Source organism: Streptomyces sp. Edi2 (genome assembly GCF_040253635.1).
Classification (GTDB): Bacteria; Actinomycetota; Actinomycetes; order Streptomycetales; family Streptomycetaceae; genus Streptomyces.
Genome location: NZ_JBEJGX010000003.1, coordinates 5923066 through 5944276 on the forward strand (window position 1 = coordinate 5923066; position 21211 = coordinate 5944276).

At 70.2% G+C, this 21211-nt stretch carries 16 protein-coding genes; 10 read left to right on the forward strand and 6 right to left on the reverse strand.

The genetic code is table 11. From position 1 onward, the window contains the following. The first annotated feature begins 79 nt into the window (after positions 1–79). A complete protein-coding gene (locus ABR737_RS29585; protein ID WP_350256971.1) occupies positions 80–541 on the forward strand; it encodes an ATP-binding protein in 462 nt (153 codons plus the stop codon). Between the two features lie 170 nt (positions 542–711). Then, positions 712–3381, forward strand: a complete 2670-nt coding sequence (locus ABR737_RS29590; protein WP_350256972.1) for a SpoIIE family protein phosphatase — start codon at positions 712–714, stop codon at positions 3379–3381. 139 nt (positions 3382–3520) lie between these two features. On the opposite strand, the gene ABR737_RS29595 is transcribed toward ABR737_RS29590, so the two are convergent. The 4 genes from ABR737_RS29595 to ABR737_RS29610 all read right to left on the reverse strand — a co-directional run bounded on the left by ABR737_RS29595 (position 3521) and on the right by ABR737_RS29610 (position 7530). Beyond that, on the reverse strand, positions 3521–4321 hold the full coding sequence (locus ABR737_RS29595) for a succinate dehydrogenase/fumarate reductase iron-sulfur subunit (protein ID WP_350253631.1): 801 nt from the start codon (positions 4319–4321) through the stop codon (positions 3521–3523). Then, positions 4318–6261 (reverse strand): fumarate reductase/succinate dehydrogenase flavoprotein subunit, encoded by a 1944-nt coding sequence (locus ABR737_RS29600; RefSeq protein ID WP_350253633.1) that lies wholly within the window; start codon positions 6259–6261, stop codon positions 4318–4320. The genes ABR737_RS29595 and ABR737_RS29600 overlap by 4 nt, the downstream gene beginning before the upstream one ends. 35 nt (positions 6262–6296) lie before the next feature. After that, positions 6297–7124, reverse strand: a complete 828-nt coding sequence (gene sdhC / locus ABR737_RS29605; protein WP_350253635.1) for a succinate dehydrogenase subunit SdhC — start codon at positions 7122–7124, stop codon at positions 6297–6299. A 106-nt stretch (positions 7125–7230) separates the two neighbouring features. Then, the gene (locus tag ABR737_RS29610; protein WP_350253637.1) at positions 7231–7530 is read right to left on the reverse strand and encodes an Rv0250c family protein; all 300 of its coding nucleotides are present in this window, start codon (positions 7528–7530) and stop codon (positions 7231–7233) included. 404 nt (positions 7531–7934) lie between these two features. Here ABR737_RS29610 and ABR737_RS29615 point away from each other — a divergent pair, with 404 nt between their 5' ends. From ABR737_RS29615 to ABR737_RS29650, 8 genes are all read left to right on the forward strand, one after another. Next, positions 7935–10346 carry an ABC transporter family substrate-binding protein gene (locus ABR737_RS29615; RefSeq protein ID WP_350253639.1) on the forward strand — a complete coding sequence of 804 codons (2412 nt, stop codon included), beginning with the start codon at positions 7935–7937 and terminating at the stop codon, positions 10344–10346. Between the two features lie 187 nt (positions 10347–10533). After that, positions 10534–12405 (forward strand): translational GTPase TypA, encoded by a 1872-nt coding sequence (gene typA, locus ABR737_RS29620; protein WP_350253641.1) that lies wholly within the window; start codon positions 10534–10536, stop codon positions 12403–12405. Positions 12406–12588: 183 nt separating this feature from the next. Then, entirely contained in the window at positions 12589–12921 is a 333-nt protein-coding gene (locus ABR737_RS29625) for an antibiotic biosynthesis monooxygenase family protein (protein WP_350253643.1), read from the forward strand. A gap of 308 nt (positions 12922–13229) precedes the next feature. Continuing rightward, positions 13230–14849, forward strand: a complete 1620-nt coding sequence (locus ABR737_RS29630) for a peptide ABC transporter substrate-binding protein (protein WP_350253645.1) — start codon at positions 13230–13232, stop codon at positions 14847–14849. A 27-nt stretch (positions 14850–14876) separates the two neighbouring features. Next, positions 14877–15800, forward strand: a complete 924-nt coding sequence (locus ABR737_RS29635; protein WP_350253646.1) for an ABC transporter permease — start codon at positions 14877–14879, stop codon at positions 15798–15800. Then, positions 15793–16779 (forward strand): ABC transporter permease, encoded by a 987-nt coding sequence (locus ABR737_RS29640; protein WP_350253649.1) that lies wholly within the window; start codon positions 15793–15795, stop codon positions 16777–16779. The genes ABR737_RS29635 and ABR737_RS29640 overlap by 8 nt, the downstream gene beginning before the upstream one ends. An 11-nt stretch (positions 16780–16790) precedes the next feature. Further along, the gene (locus ABR737_RS29645) at positions 16791–17846 is read left to right on the forward strand and encodes an ABC transporter ATP-binding protein (RefSeq protein ID WP_350253650.1); all 1056 of its coding nucleotides are present in this window, start codon (positions 16791–16793) and stop codon (positions 17844–17846) included. After that, a complete protein-coding gene (locus tag ABR737_RS29650; protein WP_350253652.1) occupies positions 17833–18912 on the forward strand; it encodes an ABC transporter ATP-binding protein in 1080 nt (359 codons plus the stop codon). The genes ABR737_RS29645 and ABR737_RS29650 overlap by 14 nt, the downstream gene beginning before the upstream one ends. An 80-nt stretch (positions 18913–18992) precedes the next feature. Here ABR737_RS29650 and ABR737_RS29655 read toward each other — a convergent pair whose 3' ends face one another. Beyond that, positions 18993–20132 carry an ABC transporter ATP-binding protein gene (locus tag ABR737_RS29655; RefSeq protein WP_350253654.1) on the reverse strand — a complete coding sequence of 380 codons (1140 nt, stop codon included), beginning with the start codon at positions 20130–20132 and terminating at the stop codon, positions 18993–18995. Between the two features lie 12 nt (positions 20133–20144). After that, a complete protein-coding gene (locus ABR737_RS29660; RefSeq protein ID WP_350253656.1) occupies positions 20145–21206 on the reverse strand; it encodes an ABC transporter ATP-binding protein in 1062 nt (353 codons plus the stop codon). Positions 21207–21211 lie beyond the last annotated feature (5 nt).

The window sequence follows — 21211 nt, forward strand, 5'->3', positions numbered from 1 at the left end:
TGCGGGATAGATAGCGGGTATGTCCTGATTGACCCCTTCGATGCAGGCAAGGCGACGGGGATTGCCATCGGGCTGGGATGTGATCGGCGTGAGCGACAGCGCAGCGGCAGGGGTCCCGGAGCCGGACTCCGGGCACGTCCGCGGGCGCGGCAGGGCCTCCGGTGCACCCAGCGCCGAATGGAGCTTTCCGGCAGATCCGGGGGCGGTGCGCACGGCCCGCATGGCGGTGCGGCAGGTGCTGGACGACTGGGGCCTGAACGGCGCCGCCGATATGGCCGTACTACTCGTGAGCGAGCTCGTCACCAACTCCCTGCGTCACGCCAGCGGGCCGATCGGAGTCCGTATGGTGCTCCTCAACACCGACGGGCTGCTCGTCGAGGTCTCCGATCCGCTGCCCGACCCGCCGCAGGAGCGCGACGCCGCTCCCGACGACGAGGGAGGCCGTGGATTGCAGCTGGTCGCATGCAGTTCGCGGCGCTGGGGGACCCGTCGCGGAAAGAGTGGCAAGACAGTGTGGTTCGAGCTGTCGGTGGCTGGTTAGGAGACAGGTGGGTCCTGATCGTTGCCAATTCATCGACATTCTGTGGGTGGGCTGCGATCGAGACTGTGCTGTGATCGTGAAGACCGTGTTCCGGATAGCCGGGGTACTGGATACTCAGGCGGGTCCGGTCCGGGCACGATGAGCTGGAGGGGACGGGGCTCGTGAGCGAGATGTCATCTGGCGGGGAAGAACCCGCGCAGGCCGATGGTCAGGGCGGTGCGGACGGCTCCGGTGATCCAGGTGGCCGCCCGCACGAGCCGGCGGGCCCGCCCGTGTGGCAGAGCAGCCGGCCCGGATCGATCTATGACTACATTCGCGTGGCCTCCTTCTCGCTCGGTCCCGACGGGCGGATCGACCAGTGGAGCGAGCGGGCGGAGCACATGCTCGGCATACCCGCGCGGTACGCGCTCGGCAAGGACCCCGTCGAGGCCTTCGTCCCCCGCGAGTTGCGGGCGACCGGGCGCCGCAAGGTGTCCGAGATACTCGACGGCCGGGAGTGGACCGGCCTGGTGCCCTACCGCAAGGGAGAGGGCACGGAAGCCGACGGGCTCGCCGAGATCTATGTGATGCCCTCGCGCGACGAGAACGGTGAGCGGGCCGCGGTCTGCCTCGTCGTCGACGTCCGCGCGCTGCGCGGCATCGAGACCGACCTCGCCGCCTCGCAGGCCGTTTTCGGTCAATCTCCCATGGGCTTCACCCTGTTCGGCACGGATCTGCGGCTGCTGCGGGTCAACGAACGGTTCGCCACCGTCTTCGGCGGTCCGGCGAGCAAGTACCGCGGCTGCGGTCCGCACGACTTCCTGCCGCGCTCCGAGGCCGAGCGGATGACCGTCGCGCTGCGCCGCGTCCTGGACACCGGCGAGCCGGTCACCGAGATGCAACTGGTCGGGATGGCGCCCGGCGAGGACGACCGCCGCCGCTGGTCGGTGTCGCTCTACCGGCTGCACGGCGCCAGCGGCCGCCCGATCGGCGTCGCGGCGCTGGCCGCCGATGTGACGGGCCGTCGGCGGGCCGAGCGCGAGGCCGCCAACGCCCGCCGCAACCTCGCCCTGCTCAACGAAGCCGGCGCCCGGATAGGCAACTCCCTCGATCTGGAGACCACCGCCCGCACCCTCCTGGACGTCGCCGTACCGCAGTTCTGCGATCTGGCCTCCGTGGACCTCTACCAGGGCCTGCTGGCGGGCGACGAGGCCCCGCCCGGCATGAGCGACGGCAGCGCGGAGCTGCGCCGGGTCGCCTTCGCCAGCGCCGTGTCGGACGCCCCGCTCGCCACCGCCCCCGGTGTGCCCGGCGACGCGCCGGGTCCGGTCGCGGTCGGCGCCGTCCACCGCTACCCCTTCAACTCCCCCTGCGCGGGCGCACTGCGGACCGCCCACGCACAGATCATCCCGGGCCGGGAGAGCGACGACGGGCCGGAGCTGGGCGCGGTGGTGCACTCCACCCTCGCCGTCCCGATGGTCGCCAGGGACACCGTCGTCGGACTGGTGCAGTTCTCCCGTACCAAGGGCAGCGAGCCGTTCGGGGAGCGTGACACCGCGCTCGCCGTCGAGCTGGCCGCGCGCGCCGCGGTCTGTATCGACAACGCCCGCCTCTACCGCCGGGAGCACGAGCGGGCCCTGATATTGCAGCGCAGCCTGCTGCCGCCCGGCGACCCCGAGGCCGCCGGTCTGGACATCGCCTGCCGCTATCTGCCCGGCACCACCGCCACCGAGGTCGGCGGCGACTGGTTCGATGTCATCGAGCTCCCTGGCCACCGCACGGCGCTGGTCGTCGGCGATGTCATGGGACGCGGGCTGCGCGCCGCCGTGGCGATGGGGGAACTGCGCACCGCCGTACGGACTTTGGCGCTGCTGGACCTGGAGCCCGCCGAGGTGCTTTCGGCGCTCGACGAGATCGCCCGAGGGCTCGGCGGCGACGGCGAGGGCAGGTCGTCGACCGCGCGCTCCGCCCGCAGCCGGTCCGGGGCCGGCGAGGGCACGGGGGAACAGCGGCGCTCCGCCGGTACCGCCGATCTCTCCGAGGTCTACCTCGCCACCTGCGTCTACGCCGTCTACGACCCGGTCACCCGGCGCTGTACGTTCGCCAACGCCGGGCACCTGCCGCCGGCGGTGGTCGAGGACGGCGAGGACGCACTGCTGCTCGACGTGCCGCCGGGGATGCCGCTGGGGGTGGGCGGCGAACCGTTCGAGGAGATCGAGGTCGAGCTGCCGGACGGGGCGCTGCTGGCGCTGTACACCGACGGTCTGGTGGAGTCCCGCCACCATCCGCTGGAGGAGGGGCTGCAGGCGTTCCGCACGGCCCTCTCGCACGCCGACCGTCCGCTGGAGGACGCCTGCGACCAGGTGCTGAGCGCCATGGACACCTCCCACGGCGAGGACGACATCGCGCTGCTGATGGCGCGGGTGCACGGGCTGCCCAAGGACGCGGTGGGCGACTGGAGCCTGGCGCCGGAGGCCCGTTCGGTGGCCCGCGCCCGGGAACTCGCCCGGGACCAGCTGACGGACTGGGGCCTGCAGGAGCTGGTCGACACCACGGAGCTGCTGGTCAGCGAGCTGGTGACCAATGCGCTACGGCACGGCCACGGCGAGATCCGGATTCGGCTGCTGCTGGACCGCACCCTGGTCTGCGAGGTCTGGGACGCCGATCTCGCCCAGCCGCGCCGCCGCCGGGCCCGGGACACCGACGAGGGCGGCCGCGGACTGCAGCTGGTCGGCCTGCTGAGCCAGGGCTGGGGCAGCCGCCGTACCCCGCGCGGCAAGACCGTGTGGTTCGAACTCGCGCTGCCGGACGGGGAGTCGGCGGCGGTGGACCCGGCCGAGGCGCTGCTGAGTCTGTTCTGAGGAGCTGAGGGCCTGAGTGCCTGAGGACCCGAGTGCCTGGGGAACTGAGGGACCGAGGGCCTGACCTGAGGAACTGAGGAGCCAAGGACGCGGGCGGGACCCAGGGCGTGCACCCCGGGCCCCGCCCGGCCCCTTCCGGTCATTCGCTACGACGCCGGATCTTGTTCCCGAGCCACACCAGCGGGTCGTACTTCCGGTCCGCGGCGCGCTCCTTCAGCGGGATCAGCGCATTGTCGGTGATCTTGATGTGCTCGGGGCAGACCTCGGTGCAGCACTTGGTGATGTTGCAGTAGCCCAGCCCGTGCTCGTCCTGCGCGGTGCGCTTGCGGTCGAGACCGGCCTCCGGGGCCGCGTCCAGCGGGTGCATGTCGAGCTCGGCGATCCGCATCAGGAAGCGCGGCCCGGCGAAGGCCTCCTTGTTCTCCTCGTGGTCCCGGACGACGTGGCAGGTGTCCTGGCACAGGAAGCACTCGATGCACTTACGGAACTCCTGCGACCGGCCCACGTCCTCCTGCTGCATCCGGTACTCACCGGGGCCCAGCTCCGGCGGCGGCACGAACGCCGGGATCTCGCGGGCCTTGGTGTAGTTGAAGGACACATCGGTGACCAGATCGCGGATGACCGGGAAGGCCCGCATCGGCGTGATGGTGATGGTCTCCGTACGGTCGAAGACCGACATCCGGGTCATGCACATCAGCCGCGGCCGCCCGTTGATCTCCGCGCTGCACGAACCGCACTTGCCGGCCTTGCAGTTCCAGCGCACGGCGAGATCGGGTGCCTGGGTCGCCTGCAGGCGGTGGACGATGTCCAGTACCACCTCGCCGTCGTGCACCTCGACCTTGAAGTCCTCCAGGTCTCCGGAGTCCGTGTCGCCCCGCCACACCCGGAAGTGCGCCTGGTAGACGCCGGACTGCTGCTGCTCTTCCTGCGACACGCTCACCGGCTCAGCTCCTCGTCGGTCAGATACTTCGCCAGCTCGTCCTTCTCGAACAGTTCCAGCAGGTCGCGGCGGATCGGCGGGGTCTCGCGGCGGGAGAGGCGGATCTGGCCCAGCGCCGCGTCGGAGGCCCGCGCGTCGCCCTGCGGGTCGGCGAGTTCACAGACCAGGTTGATGTTGCGCCAGGTGCGGTCCATCGCCGGATGGTCGTCGCGGGTGTGCCCGCCCCGGCTCTCCTCGCGTTCCAGCGCCGCCCGCGCCACACACTCGCTGACCAGCAGCATGTTCCGCAGATCGAGGGACAGATGCCAGCCGGGGTTGTACTGCCGGTGCCCCTCGACGCCGGCCCGCCGGGCCCGCACCCGCAGATCGGCCAGCCGTTTCAGGGCCTCGAACATCTCGCTTTCCTTGCGGATGATGCCGACCAGGTCGTTCATCGACTGCTGGAGCTCTTGGTGCAGGGTGTACGGATTCTCCGCCGGGCCCGGTTCGCGGCCGGTGTCCGCCTCGACGAGCTCGGCGCTGAAGGGGCGCAGCGCCTCCGCCTCCGCCGCGTCGATCTGCAGCGGGTCGACGGCCGGCCGTTCGGCCAGCGCCTGGGCGTACTCGGCCGCGTGCAGCCCGGCCCGGCGGCCGAAGACCAGCAGGTCGGACAGCGAGTTGCCGCCGAGCCGATTGGAGCCGTGCATCCCGCCGGCCACTTCACCGGCCGCGAACAGGCCCGGTACGCCGGTCGCCGCCGCGGTGTCCGGGTCCACGTCGACCCCGCCCATCACGTAGTGACAGGTCGGGCCGACCTCCATCGGCTCGGCGGTGATGTCCACGTCCGCCAGTTCCTTGAACTGGTGGTGCATCGACGGCAGCCGGCGTTTGATCACCTCGGCCGGCATCCGGGTGGAGACATCCAGATAGACGCCGCCGTGCGGGGAGCCGCGGCCCGCCTTGGCCTCGGCGTTGATGGCGCGGGCGACCTCGTCGCGGGGCAGCAGTTCGGGCGGGCGGCGGTTGCGGTCCGGATCCTCGTACCAGCGGTCGCCCTCCTCCTCGGTCTGGGCGTACTTGTCCTTGAAGACATCCGGGATGTAGTCGAACATGAAGCGCTTGCCCTCGCTGTTGCGCAGCACCCCGCCGTCACCGCGGACGGACTCGGTCACGAGGATGCCCTTCACCGACGGCGGCCAGACCATGCCGGTGGGGTGGAACTGCACGAACTCCATGTTGATCAGCGGCGCCCCGGCCAGCAGCGCCAGGGCATGCCCGTCGCCGGTGTACTCCCAGGAGTTCGAGGTCACCTTGAAGGACTTGCCGATCCCGCCGGTGGCCAGCACCACCGCCGGGGCCTGGAGCACGAAGAAGCGGCCGGACTCCCGCTCGTAACAGAAGGCGCCGGAGACCTTGCCGTCCGTCTTGAGCACCCGGGTGACCGTGCACTCCTGGAAGACCTTCAGCCGGGCGTCGTACGCGCCGAACTCCTTCTCGTCCTCCTGCTGCAGCGAGACGATCTTCTGCTGGAGGGTACGGATCAGCTCCAGGCCCGTACGGTCGCCGACGTGCGCGAGGCGCGGGTACTCGTGGCCGCCGAAGTTGCGCTGGGAGATCCGGCCGTCCGCGGTGCGGTCGAAGAGCGCGCCCCAGGTCTCCAGCTCCCACACCCGGTCCGGGGCCTCACGGGCGTGCAGCTCGGCCATCCGCCACTGGTTGAGGAACTTCCCGCCGCGCATGGTGTCGCGGAAGTGGACCTGCCAGTTGTCGTGCTCGTTGGCATTGCCCATGCTGGCGGCGATGCCGCCCTCGGCCATCACCGTATGCGCCTTGCCGAACAGGGACTTGCAGATCACGGCCGTCCGCATGCCGGCCTCGCGGGCCTCGATGGCGGCACGCAGCCCGGCGCCGCCGGCGCCCACCACGACCACGTCCCATGCCTGCCGGTCCACATGCGCCATCAGGGGGCACACCTTTCCTTAGGAGATGCTGTCGTCTAGAAGAAACGCGGGTCCGTGATGGCCCCGCTGGCCAGCAGGAAGACATAGAAGTCGGCGACGGCCACGCTGATCAGCGAGGACCACGCGAGCAGCATGTGCCGCTCGTTGAGCTTGCCGACCCAGCCCCACAGCCGGTAGCGCACCGGGTGCTTGGAGAAGTGCCGCAGCCGGCCGCCGATGATGTGCCGGCAGGAGTGGCAGGAGAGGGTGTAGGCCCAGATCAGCACGATGTTGGCGAGGAAGACCAGGGTGCCCAGGCCCATGTGGCCCCAGGCGTAGTTCTCGTCGCGGAAGGTGAGCGCGGTGTCGTAGGTCAGCACGCCCGCGACCAGCACCGCGAAGTAGAAGAAGTAGCGGTGGATGTTCTGCAGGATCAGCGGGAAGCGGGTCTCACCGGTGTACTTCTTGTGCGGCTCGGCGACCGCGCAGGCCGGCGGCGAGGCCCAGAAGCCGCGGTAGTAGGCCTTGCGGTAGTAGTAGCAGGTCAGCCGGAAGCCCAGCGGGAAGATCAGGATCAGCAGCGCGGGGGACAGGCCCCACCAGCTGCCGAAGAGCTCCCAGTTGGGGCCGCCGCGCATGGTGTGGCAGTTCTCCGCCAGGCAGGGCGAGTAGAACGGCGAGACATAGGGCGCGTGGTAGTAGTCGGCGTTCGCGAACGCCCGCCAGGTCGAGTAGACGATGAACGCGAACAGTCCGGCGGCGGTGCAGGCCGGCGCCAGCCACCAGCGGTCGGTGCGCAGATGACGGGCGGGGATGGCGGCGCGCGAGGTGGTGTGCACACCGTTCGCGGGCGCTGGTGGGGAGGGTTCGGTGCCAGTGGCCAACGTCGGTCTCCGTGAAGGGCGCTCCGTCGGGGCGGGGGCGGCGAAGGCACCGCCGGGGCGGGGCGGGACGGGATGAGGGGCGGTGAGCGGGACTCGTGCTGCGTCGTCAGGGCGCGTGGCCGTTCCGGGAGCCGAGCCCCTCGTCCTCGGCATCGGTCCACAGCGCGGAGTCGTACGGGGCGTCGGGGATCGTCACCATCTCCTCGACGACGGCGCTCGGACGGCGGGGCGGACCGGCCGCCACGCTCTGCTTGAGCAGGGTCAGGCTTTCGCGCAGATGGTCCGTGTCGCTGCGGAGCCGGCGGACGTCCAGACAGGCGTCGAGCTGCGCCTCCAGCCGGCCCACCGAACGGACCAGGCCGTCCAGGCTGCGTTCAACCGCCGTCAATTCGTCCTGAAGGGACATAACGTGCCCTCACTTTGAAGGTGTGGTGGGCGATCTCATGCGCCCGAGAGTGTCGCGCGTCACAGTAGGCGTTGGGAAGGGGGCGAGCGTGATTACGACTCGAACCGGTGCGTTCCGGCAACCATGCGCCTCGGCGTAGGTCGAACGCGGATACGACAACCGCCGGTATGCGGGGGTGTTCCGCGCCCCCGGGCGACCCGTTTCAGGCCGCTGAGGGGCCCGGCGTTGGGCCGGGCGGGTGGGCTTGGGGCCCCGGCCGACGTGTCGGGCGGGCACTGCGCGCGCGCTCGCCTTCAGTAGGGGTGCCATAGATGTGATGAGCCCCAAAGTCGGCCGAACGTGGTGTGCCGGTCAGGCCCCTTGCGGCGCACGGCGCGGCGCGGGCGAGCCCGGAGGTAACCGTCATGACCGACCACGACCACCCCTCAGGCCGCCGCGCGGCGTGCCGCCGGCGCCGGTGTGCCGCGCTCATCGCGGCCGGGGTGCTGCTCCCGCTGCCGGCCCTGACCGGATGCAGTGACGAGACCCGGGACACGTCCGTCGCCACATCCCAGGACATCGCCCCCGCGCCCCGCGGCGAACTGAAGAAGGGCGGCATGCTGCGCTGGGCCGTCGATGCGATGCCCGGCACGCTGAACGCCTTCCAGTCCGACGCCGACGCGGCCACCACGCGGATCACCGGCGCGGTGCTGCCCAGCATGTTCACCATCGACGCGAACGGCCGGCCGCAGCGCAACGCCGACTACCTGGACGCCGCGGACATCAGCGCCCGCGACCCCAAGCAGGTCGTCACCTACAAGATCAACCCCAAGGCGCGGTGGAGCGACGGCAGACCGATCACCGCCGCCGACTTCATCGCCCAGTGGACCGCGCTGCGCGGCAAGGACAACGCGTTCTGGACCGCCCGCAACGCCGGTTACGACCGGATCGGCAAGGTCGAACAGGGTGCGGACTCCCGCGAGGTCAAGGTCACCTTTGCCCGCCCCTACGCCGACTGGGAGTCGCTGTTCACCCCGCTCTACCCCAAGAGCGTGATGGGCAGCGCGGACGCCTTCAACGACGGCGCCCGCGAGCAACTGAAGGTCAGCGCGGGGCCGTTCCTCTTCCAGAAGCGGGACGCCGAACAGGGGCGCGTCGTCCTCGTACGCAACCCGAAGTGGTGGGGCGATCCCGCCATGCTCAAGAGGATCGTGCTGCAGTCGCTGCCCGGCGACAAGCGGGCCGCGGCGCTCGCCGACGGGAGCATCGATGTCGCGGCGGTCGACCAGGTCGCCGCGAAGCGGGTCGCCTCCGCCCGGCGCGCCGCCTCCGCCGGCCCCCACAAGCCCGGCGACGGCAACGCGGGCCCGCTGGGCGAGGGGAGCCGGGCCAGGGCCCGCTCGGACGCCAAGGCCGCCGCCGCGGAGAACGCCGTGCTGCGCGGCTACACCATCCGCAAGGCCCTGGAGCCCGCCTACACCCAGCTCGCCCTCAACGGCAGCAGCGGACCGCTGGCCGACGACCGGGTGCGCCGCGCGGTGGCCCGCGCCCTCGATCGCCAGGAGCTCGCGGACACCGTCCTCAAGCCGCTCGACCTGCCGTCCAGGCCGCTCGGCAGCCATCTGCTGATGGCCGAGCAGCAGGGCTACCAGGACCACAGCGATGCGCTCGGCGGCCAGGACACCGGGGCGGCCAAGGCGCTGCTCGCGGAAGCCGGCTGGAAGAGCAACGACACCGACCGCCAGCAGGCCGGCGAGAAGGCTGGCGCACCGGCGCCCGGCGCGGGCCGCGCCGACGGCGAGGACGGCTACGACACCTCGGACGACCGCTACGGGGACGAGCGGGCCGGCGACCGGCCCGACGGCGGGGACGACGGGGATGCCGACGACCGCAACCCGGCCCGCTCCGGCCACGGTCATGCCGCCCCGCCCGCCAACGGCGGCCGGCGGGACGGCATGCGGCCCGCCGCCGCAAAGGCTCCGCTGTCCTTCACCGGCGCGGTCGGCTCCGAGGTCCAGCAGGCCGCCCTGCTGCGGCAGAGCGCGTCGTTCTACAAGGAGGCGGCGGCCAACGAGAAGGACGAGGCGAACGGTGACACCGGGTCCGGGGCGTACGCCAGGTACAAGCAGTACAAGAAGCGCGCGGCACAGACGCTCGGCGCGGCCGAGCTGATCGAGACCGGGCAGGCCCCGAATCTGCCGGGGTCCGGCGGCCACCCGGGCGCCCTGCGCGCGGCCGCCGAGCGGCCCGCCGACGCGGCCTTCGCACCGCGGCCGGCCGGCCACAAGGGGGCCAAGATCGCCGCCGTCAAGAAGAACGGCAGGCCGCTCACCCTGCGCTTCGTGCTCCCCGACGGGGCCGGCTCCGCACAGCTGCGCACCGTCGGACGGCAGATCGCCGAAATGCTCGGCAAGATCGGTGTACAGACCTCCCTCCAGCGGGTCTCCGACGCCAGCTACTTCCAGGACCACATCGCCTCCGGTGACTACGACATGGCGCTGTACTCCTGGCCCGGCACCGCCTACCCGGCGACCGACGCCCGGCCGATCTACGCCAAGCCGCAGCCCGCGCCCGACGGCTCGCTGACCGTCGAGCAGAACTACACCCGGGTCGGCACCGACCACATCGACCAGCTCTTCGACCAGGCCGCCTCCGAGCTGGACGAGAGCGCCGCGCACACGCTCGTCGAGCAGGCCGACGCCAGGATCTGGGCGGCCGCCGGATCGATCCCGCTCTACCAGCGGCCCGAACTGGTGGCCACCAAGAAGACGCTCGCCAACGTCGGCGCCTTCGGCTTCGCCACGCCCCGCTTCCAGGACATCGGCTACCAGATGTAGCAGGGCAGCCACCCTGGCGAATAAAAGGCAAGAAACCGCAGGTCAGGCGGCATAGGTACGGGCTGCGGCGGCCAATGCCGCCGCAGCCCCGTACGATGGGGTGAGGCCGTGGCTTCGTTATGCCCGGCAGGCGCGCGTACCGGATGGACGTGCCGCCACCCACGATTCCGGGAGAAGCGCCGCCAGTATGCCCACGCGCCACGACATTCGTAACGTAGCCATCGTCGCCCACGTCGACCATGGGAAGACGACCCTCGTCGACGCCATGCTCAAGCAGGCCGGTGCGTTCGCCGAACACGCCGCCGAGAAGCTCGACGACCGGATGATGGACTCCAACGACCTGGAGCGTGAGAAGGGCATCACGATCCTCGCCAAGAACACGGCGGTGAAGTATCACCCCAAGGACGGCGGGGACCCGATCACGATCAACATCATCGACACCCCCGGCCACGCCGACTTCGGTGGCGAGGTCGAGCGCGGTCTGTCGATGGTCGACGCGGTCGTGCTGCTGGTCGACGCTTCCGAGGGCCCGCTCCCGCAGACCCGCTTCGTGCTCCGCAAGGCCCTCTCGGCCCGGATGCCGGTCATCCTGTGCATCAACAAGACCGACCGCCCCGACTCCCGGATCGACGAGGTCGTCAACGAGACCTACGACCTCTTCCTGGACCTGGACGCGGACGAGGACCAGATCGAGTTCCCGATCGTCTACGCCTGCGCCCGTGACGGCGTCGCCTCGCTGACCAAGCCGGAGGACGGCACCGTCCCCGCCGACAGCGAGAACCTGCAGCCGTTCTTCACCACGCTGCTGGAGCACGCCCCGGCGCCGGAGTACGACGAGGAAGCCCCGCTCCAGGCCCACGTCACCAACCTCGACGCGGACAACTTCCTCGGCCGTATCGCCCTGCTCCGGGTCGAGCAGGGCGAGCTGAAGAAGGGCCAGACCGTCGCGTGGATCAAGCGTGACGGCACGATGTCCAACGTCCGCATCACCGAGCTGATGATGACCGAGGCGCTGACCCGCAAGCCCGCCGAGAAGGCCGGCCCCGGTGACATCTGCGCCGTCGCCGGTATCCCGGACATCATGATCGGCGAGACGCTGGCCGACCCGGAGAACCCGGTCGCGCTGCCGCTGATCACGGTCGACGAGCCGGCCATCTCGATGACCATCGGCACGAACACCTCGCCGCTGGTCGGCAAGGGCGGCAAGGGCCACAAGGTCACCGCCCGCCAGGTCAAGGACCGCCTGGACCGCGAGCTGATCGGTAACGTTTCGCTGCGCGTGCTGGACACCGAGCGCCCCGACGCCTGGGAGGTCCAGGGCCGTGGCGAGCTGGCGCTGGCGATCCTGGTCGAGACCATGCGCCGGGAGGGCTTCGAGCTCACCGTCGGCAAGCCCGAGGTCGTCACCAAGGAGATCGACGGCAAGCTGCACGAGCCGATCGAGCGCCTGACGATCGACTCCCCCGAGGAGCACCTGGGCGCGATCACGCAGCTGATGGCGTCCCGCAAGGGCCGTATGGAGACCATGACCAACCACGGTTCCGGCTGGATCCGTATGGAGTGGATCGTGCCGTCGCGCGGCCTGATCGGCTTCCGTACGGAGTTCCTGACCCAGACCCGCGGTACGGGCATCGCGCACTCCCTCTTCGAGGGCCACGAGCCGTGGTTCGGCGAGCTGCGCACCCGCCACAACGGTTCGCTGGTCGCCGACCGCTCCGGTTCGGTCACGCCGTTCGCGATGATCAATCTCCAGGAGCGCGGCGTGATCTTCACGGAGCCGGGCACCGAGGTGTACGAGGGCATGATCATCGGTGAGAACTCGCGCGCCGACGACATGGACGTGAACATCACCAAGGAGAAGAAGCTCACCAACATGCGTGCGGCTTCGGCGGACACCACCGAGAACGTGGTCCCGCCGCGCAAGCTCTCCCTGGAGCAGTCCCTGGAGTTCTGCCGCGACGACGAGTGCATCGAGGTCACCCCGGAGACGGTCCGTATCCGCAAGGTCGTCCTGGACCAGAAGGAGCGCGGCCGCACCGCGTCGCGCGCCAAGCGGTAACACCGACGGTGGTCCGGGCCGGGCTGCCGGTCCGGGAAACGGGGCGTCCCTCCGCGTGAGGGGCGCCCCGTTTGCGTACCCGGGCAGGGCGGGGCGGCCCGCGCGGGGGAAGCGGCAGGGGCTCCGCGGCGCCGGCATCCCGGCCACGGCCGGGTTGTCAGTGGTCGGCGGCAGACTGGCGGTATGGCAGCTACAACGAAGATCGAGACCGGGCGCGGGATCGCCACGCTCATCAATGTGTTCACCGTCGCGCCCGAGCGGCAGGCGGAGCTGGTGGCGGTGCTCAGCCGGGCCACCGAGGAGACGATGAAGGACCGGCCGGGGTTCATCTCGGCGAACATCCACGCGAGCGCGGACGGCGAACGGGTCGTCAATTACGCCCAGTGGGAGAGCGAGGAGCACTTCCGGACGATGCTGGGCGACCCGAGTGCGCAGGAGCACATGGCGGAGGCCGCGGCGCTGGCGGAGGGGTTCGACCCGCGGCTGTTCGCGGTGGAGTCCGTGCATCACATATAGGGGTTGCCGGGGCGAGTCCGGGGAGAGGGCCTGGGGGCGCTCCGGGGCGCTCCGGGGCTCTCCCCGGGCTTTCCCGGAGTTCTCCCCGGGCTCTCTCCGGGCTTTCCCGCGGCTTCTCCCCGGGGGCTCCTCCGCTCTGTCCCCGCCCGTGGCACCGGCCGCGGGCGGCGTACCTCCCCGCCCGTCCCCGCTCAGGCATCCGAGGGTTTTCTCCGGTCTTCGGAGCAGTGGCGGTCGCCGCCGAAGTGCGGTACGTCCCCCTTTGCGCTCTGATGTGGCTAGGCATGATCCGGACCTGAGGAGGCGTCATGCGGAGAGCCACGCGCGCGAAGTGGGGCGGCTGCGCCGTCGTCGTCGCCCTCGTGGCCTCGGCCTGCGGGGGCGGGGCCGGCGCAGGCCGTTCCGGGGTGGTCAGCTCGTCCTGGGGTGATCCGCAGAATCCGCTGGAGCCGGCGAACACCAATGAGGTCCAGGGCGGCAAGGTTCTGGAGATGCTGTTCCGGGGGCTCAAGCGCTACAACCCGAAGACCGGCGCGGCGGAGAATGTGATCGCCGACCGCATCGAGACGAAGGATTCGCGGAATTTCACGGTGACGCTGAAGAAGGGCTGGACCTTCAGCAACGGGGAAAAGGTCACGGCCCGGTCCTTCGTGGATGCCTGGAATTATGGTGCGCTGCTGAGCAATAAGCAGAAGAACGCGGCGTTCTTCTCCTACATCGACGGCTTTGCGCAGGTGCATCCGGACCGCGGGCGTCCGCGGGCCAGGACCCTGTCGGGGCTGGTGGTGAAGGACGACCACACCTTCACCGTCAAGCTCAACCAGAATTTCTCCAGCTGGCCCGACACGCTGGGCTACGCGGCCTTCATGCCGCTCCCGCGGGCATTCTTCCGCCACCACGACGCCTGGCTCGGGAATCCTGTCGGGAACGGCCCGTATCTCGTGGACTCCTATGAAAAGGGGTCCGTGCTGCGGATGCGGAAGTGGGGAAAGTACCCGGGTGACGATCCGGCGCGGAACGGCGGAATCGACCTGCGGGTCTATACGGACAACAACACCGCCTACACCGATCTGCAGGCGGGCAATCTCGACCTGGTCGACGATGTGCCGGCCGCGCAGCTCACGCATGTGAAGGCGGACCTCGGGGGCCGCTACATCAACCAGCCGGCCGGGATCATCCAGACCCTGACCTTCCCCATGTACGACAAGCGGTGGAACCATCCGGGCGCGGAGAAGCTGCGGCGCGGTCTGTCCATGGCGATCGACCGGGACCAGATCACCCGGGAGATCTTCCGGCGGACCCGCACCCCCGCCACCGACTGGACCTCGCCGGTGCTGGGGGCGAAGGGCGGGTACAAGGCGGGGCTGTGCGGCGACGCCTGTGTGTTCAACCCGGCCAGGGCGAAGCAGCTCATCAAGGAGGGGGGCGGCATCCCCGGCGGGACGATGACCCTCACGTACAACGCCGATACGGGCTCCCACAAGGACTGGGTCGACGCCCTCTGCAACAGCGTCAACAAGTCGCTGGGCGACGACAACGCCTGCGTCGGCAACCCGGTCGGGACCTTCGCCGACTTCCGGAACAAGATCACGGCCAGGCGGATGACCGGGCCGTTCCGGGCCGGCTGGCAGATGGACTATCCGCTGATCCAGAACTTCCTGCAGCCGCTGTACTACACCGACGCATCCTCCAACGACGGCAAGTTCAGCAACCGCGCCTTCGACAAGCTGGTGAACGAGGCGAACGCGGCAACGGACACCGGCCGGGCGGTCGCGACGTTCCAGGACTCGGAGAAGATCCTCGCCCAGCAGATGCCGGCCATTCCGCTCTGGTACCAGAACGGCAGCGCCGGCTATTCGGAGCGGATCAGCAATGTGGCACTGAATCCGTTCAGTGTGCCCGTCTACAACGAGATCAAGGTCAACTGACTGCGGCGTGAGGGAGGTTGACGCTTCATGGGACGCTATGTGATCCGGCGGCTGCTCCAGATGATCCCGGTGTTCATCGGCAGCACATTCCTGATCTTCTTCATGGTCTACGCACTGGGCGACCCCGTGGCCGCGATGTTCGGCGACCGGGCCCCCGACCCCGCCACCGCCGCGCAGATCCGCCGCGACCTCTACCTCGACGAGCCGCTGTGGAAGCAGTATCTGCACTACATGGGCCAGATCTTCCAGGGAAATTTCGGCACCGCGTTCAACGGCCAGTCGGTCACCGAGCTGATGGCTTCCGCCTTTCCCGTCACCCTGCGGCTGACGGTCATCGCCATCGTGATCGAGATGGTGGCGGGCATCGTGCTGGGGGTGTTCAGCGGGCTGCGCCGCGGCCGGGACATCGACACCACGGTCCTCGTCCTCACCCTCGTCGTGGTGTCCATCCCGACGTTCGTCAGCGGCTATCTGCTGCAGTTCCTGTTCGGGGTGCAGTGGGGCTGGGCCGCGCCGTCCGTCGCCCCCGAAGCGCCACTGAACGAACTCCTGCTGCCGGGGCTGGTGCTGGCCCTGGTCTCGCTCGCCTATGTCACCCGGCTGACGCGGACCTCGATCGCGGAGAACGCCCGCGCCGACTACGTCCGTACGGCCGTCGCCAAGGGCCTGCCCCGGCGCCGGGTCATCACCCGCCATCTGCTGCGCAATTCGCTGATCCCGGTGGTCACCTTCATCGGCACGGACATCGGCGCCCTGATGGGCGGCGCGATCGTCACCGAGCGCATCTTCAACATTCATGGCGTCGGCTTCCAGCTCTACCAGGGAGTCCTGCGGCAGAACTCGCCGACCGTCGTGGGCTTCGTGACGATTCTGGTGCTGGTCTTCCTCCTGGCGAACCTCCTCGTCGACCTGTTGTACGCCGTCCTCGACCCGAGGATCCGCTATGCCTGAGCCCTACGTCCCCAAGGAAGCCATCGGCCACGGCGACGGCGGCTCCGCCGCACTGGCCATCGGCGAGGCGGAGTCGCTGGAGCGGCGGCCCGGTGCGGCCCCGCCGGGCGCCGGGCTCGGCAAGGAGCCCGGCAAGCCCCGCAGCCTGTGGAGCGACGCCTGGCACGATCTGTACCGCAACCCCGTCTTCGTGGTCTCCGCGCTGGTCATCGTGTTCCTGGTGATCATCGCGATCTGGCCGCAGCTGATCGCCACCGGCAACCCGTACCGCGCGGACCTCGCCAAGGCACAGCAGGGCTCCCAGCCCGGCCACCCCTTCGGCTTCGACACCCAGGGCCGCGACGTCTACACCCGGGTGGTCTACGGGGCCCGCGCCTCCATCACCGTCGGCGTCTGTGCCACGACCGGCGCGGCGCTGCTGGGCAGCCTGCTGGGCGGGCTGGCCGGCTTCTTCGGCGGCTGGGGGGACAACCTGCTCTCCCGGCTCGCCGACATCTTCTTCGGCATCCCGGTGATCCTCGGCGGCCTGGTCTTCCTCTCGGTCGTCACCAGCAGCACGGTCTGGCCGGTGGTCGGCTTCATCGTGCTGCTCGGCTGGCCGCAGGTCTCCCGTATCGCCCGCGGGTCCGTCGTCACCGCCAAGCAGAACGACTACGTCCAGGCCGCACGGGCGCTGGGCGCAAGCAACGGACGGATGCTGCTGCGGCACATCGCACCGAACGCCGTCGCCCCGGTCATCGTCGTCGCCACCATCGCGCTCGGCACGTACATCGCGCTGGAGGCGACGCTCTCCTACCTCGGCGCGGGCCTGAAACCGCCCACCGTCTCCTGGGGCATCGACATCTCCGCGGCCTCCACCTACATCCGCAGCGCGCCGCACATGCTGCTGTGGCCCGCGGGCGCACTGAGCATCACGGTGCTGGCGTTCATCATGCTCGGCGACGCGGTGCGCGACGCCCTCGACCCCAAGTTGCGCTGAGGAGCCGGAAGATGACGAACGAGGACGCGGACAGCGGGCCCGCGGACAGCAGGTCCGCGGGCGGCGGCACGGCCCTCGCGGAGGCGCCCCTGCTCGACGTGCGCGATCTGCGGGTCGAGTTCCGTACCCGCGACGGCGTGGCGAAGGCCGTCAACGGCGTCAGCTACCGCGTGGCGCCGGGGCAGACGCTGGCGGTGCTCGGAGAGTCAGGATCCGGCAAGTCCGTCACCGCCCAAGCCGTGATGGGCATCCTCGACTCGCCGCCGGGGTTCGTCACCGGCGGCGAGATCATCTTCCAGGGGCGCGATCTGCTCACCCTGCGCAAGGAGGAGCGGCGGAAGGTCCGCGGCGCCAAGATGGCGATGATCTTCCAGGACTCGCTGTCCGCGCTGAACCCGGTCCTCACCGTCGGGGCGCAGCTCGCGGAGATGTTCGAGGTCCACGAGGGGATGTCCCGTAAGGGCGCCCGCGGCCGGGCCGTGGAGCTGATGGAGCGGGTCGGCATCCCGGCGGCCCGGCAGCGGGTGGGCGACTATCCGCACCAGTTCTCCGGCGGGATGCGCCAGCGCATCATGATCGCGATGGCGATGGCCCTCGGCCCCGACCTGATCATCGCGGACGAGCCGACCACGGCGCTGGACGTCACGGTCCAGGCGCAGGTGATGGACCTGCTGGCGGAGCTGCAGCGCGAGCTCACCATGGGGCTGATCCTGATCACCCATGACCTCGGGGTGGTCGCGGACGTCGCCGACACCATCGCGGTGATGTACGCGGGCCGGATCGTCGAGACCGCCCCCGTCCACCAGCTCTACCGGGCGCCCGCGCACCCGTACACCCGCGGTCTGCTGGACTCCATCCCCCGGCTGGACCAGAAGGGCCAGCGGCTGTACGCGATCAAGGGCCTGCCGCCCAATCTGACCGCCATCCCGCCGGGCTGCCCCTTCCACCCCCGCTGCCCGCTGGCCCAGGACGTCTGCCGCACCGACCCTCCGCCGCTCTACGAGGCCGGGCCCGGCCGGGCCAGCGCCTGCCACTTCTGGAAGGAGACGATCGATGGGGCCCGGTGAGGTCGGCACGCCGGCGGCCGGTGCCCCGGCGGCCGGCACCCCGGAACTGCTGCTGGAGGTCCGCGACCTGGTCAAGCACTTCCCGCTCACCCGGGGCGTGCTCTTCCACAAGCAGGTCGGCGCGGTCCGGGCCGTCGACGGTGTCTCCTTCGACCTCCACCAGGGCGAGACACTCGGCATCGTCGGCGAATCGGGCTGCGGCAAGTCCACGGTCGCCAAGCTGCTGGTCGGCCTGGAGCGGCCGACGGCAGGTCAGATCCGGTACCGCGGCGAGGACATCAGCACCCTCTCCGGGCGGGCCCTGCGGGCCGTACGCCGCAATATCCAGATGGTGTTCCAGGACCCCTACACCTCCCTGAACCCCCGGATGACCGTCGGCGACATCATCGGCGAGCCGTACGAGATCCACCCCGAGGTGGCCCCCAAGGGAGACCGCCGAAGAAAGGTCCGGGAACTCCTGGACGTGGTCGGGCTCAACCCCGAGTACATCAACCGCTATCCGCACCAGTTCTCCGGCGGCCAGCGCCAGCGCATCGGTATCGCCCGCGGCCTCGCGCTGCGCCCGGAGATCATCGTCGCCGACGAGCCGGTCTCCGCGCTGGATGTCTCCGTCCAGGCCCAAGTGGTCAACCTGCTGGAGCAGTTGCAGGACGAGTTCGATCTGTCGTACGTCTTCATCGCCCACGACCTGTCCGTCGTCCGGCACATCTCCGACCGGGTCGCGGTGATGTACCTGGGCCGGCTCGCCGAGACCGGCACCGGCGAGCAGATCTACGAGCACCCCACCCACCCGTACACCCAGGCCCTGCTGTCCGCCGTCCCCGTCCCCGACCCGGACGCCCGCAGCCACCGCGAGCGCATCCTGCTGGCGGGCGATGTCCCCTCGCCCGCCGCCCCGCCCTCCGGCTGCCGCTTCCGCACACGGTGCTGGAAGGCCCAGCAGCTGTGCGCGGATGTGGTGCCCCCGCTGGAAGTGCCGCCGGAATTCCGGGAGACGAAGGCGCCGGCCGGGCACGCCTCGGCATGTCACTTCGCCGAGGAGCGGCAGGTGGTGGCGAGTGAGTGAGTGAGACGAGACGGAGCCCGCCTCCCGTAGGGGAAGCGGGCTCCGGTCCGCGCGGCTTCGGCTTCGTGCGCCTGCTGTCGCTAGTCGGTCTTACCGGCCTCGTCGGCCGGCTCGGCGTCCTCCATCGCGGCCAGCGCCGGGTCGAGGATGATGTCCTCGTCCCGGGCCGCGGTCGTCGGCTCCTCGGGGAAGTGGCAGGCCGTGAGGTGGCCGGCCTGGTTCCCGGTGATCTGGACGAGCGGCGGCTCCTCGGTCGCGCACTTGTCCTGTGCCTTCCAGCACCGGGTACGGAACCGGCAGCCCGAGGGCGGGTTGACGGGGGAGGGGACGTCACCGGCGAGGCGGATGCGCTCGCGGTCCTCCTCCTCGTCCTCCACCAGCTTGGCCTCGGGCACCGCCGAGAGCAGGGCGTGGGTGTACGGGTGGCGCGGCCGGTTGTAGATGTCGTCGCGGGCGCCCACCTCGACGATCTTGCCGAGGTACATCACCGCGACCCGCTCGCTGAAGTGCCGCACGATCGCCAGGTCGTGGGCGATGAACAGGAACGCGATGCCCAGCTCGCGCTGCAGCTTCTGGAGCAGGTTGACGACCTGCGCCTGGATCGAGACGTCGAGCGCGGAGACCGGCTCGTCGGCGATGATCAGCTTCGGCTCCAGGGCGAGCGCCCTGGCCACTCCGATGCGCTGGCGCTGGCCGCCGGAGAATTCGTGCGGGAAGCGGTTGTAGTGCTCCGGGTTGAGACCCACGGTCTCCAGGAGCTCACGGATCCGCTTCTCCCGGCCACCGGGCGGGTTGATCCCGTTGATCTCCATCGGGCCGCCGATGATGGTGCCCACCGTCTGCCGCGGATTGAGCGAGGCATACGGGTCCTGGAAGATCATCTGGATCTCGGACCGGACCGGTGCCAGCTCCTTGCGGCCGGCGTGGGTGATGTCCCGGCCCGCGTATGTGATCTTGCCGGAGGTCGGTTCCATCAGCCGGGTGAGCAGCCGTCCGGTGGTGGACTTGCCGCAGCCCGACTCACCGACCAGGCCGAAGCTTTCGCCGGCGTGCACGGTCAGGTCGAGCCCGTCGACCGCCTGGACCGCACCGACCTTCCGCTTGAACGGGAACCCGCCGTAGATCGGGAAGTGCTTGGTAAGGCCCTCGGCGGTGAGCAGCGGCTCGCCCGGGACGGGCGCGGCGTCGCGAGGCGCCGGGAGGGTGACGTTGTCTGTCATGGTGGTCGCTCCCTAGCCCAGCCGGGGCTTGATCTGCTCGGTGAAGAAGGTCTGCTTCTGCTCGGCGCTCAGGTGGCACGCGGCGGCGTGCCCCGGCTCCAGCAGCGGCCGCTCCTCGGTGCAGCGCGCACCGCCGACCTCGCCGGTGAAGCCGCAGCGCGGGTTGAAGGCGCAGCCGGAGGGCGGGTTGAGCAGGCTCGGCGGCGACCCGGGGATCGGGTGCAGCGCCTCGCTGACGTCCGAGGAGAGCCGCGGCATGGAGCTCAGCAGGCCCCAGGTGTACGGGTGCCGGGGCTGGGTGAGGATTTCCTTGACGGAGCCCCGCTCCACCGCCCGGCCCGCGTACATCACCAGCAGGTCGTCCGCGGTGTTCGCGACCACGCCGAGGTCGTGGGTGATCAGGATGATCGCGGAACCGAACTCCTGCTGCAGGTCCTTGAGGAGGTCGAGGATCTGCGCCTGGACGGTGACGTCCAGGGCGGTGGTCGGCTCGTCGGCGATCAGCAGCTCGGGGTTGCAGACCAGCGCCATGGCGATCATGGCGCGCTGGCGCATACCGCCGGAGAACTGGTGCGGATAGTCGTCCACCCGCAGCGTGGGCTGCGGGATACCGACCTTGGCCAGCATCTCGATGGCGCGCTGCCGGCCCTCGCGCTTACTGGCACCGGTGTGCTTGATGTACGGCTCGGAGATCTGCCGGCCGACCGTGTAGTACGGCGACAGGGCGGTCAGCGCGTCCTGGAAGATCATGGCCATCTTGTTGCCGCGGAGCTTTTCCAGGGTCTTCTCCCGGGCTCCGGTCAACTCCTGGCCGTCCAGGACGATCTCGCCGCCGATCTCGGTGCGCTTCGGGTCGTGCAGGCCCAGGACGGCGAGGTTGGTGACGGACTTGCCGGAGCCGGACTCGCCGACGATGCCGAGCGTCTGGCCGCGTTCCAGGTCGAAGGAGAGGCCGTCGACCGCCTTGACGATGCCGTCCTCGGTGGAGAACCGCACCTGAAGGTCGCGGACGGACAGGAAGGGGTCCGATCCGGTCGGGACCGGCGTGCCCTCGGTCTTGGTGAGTGTGGTCACTTCAG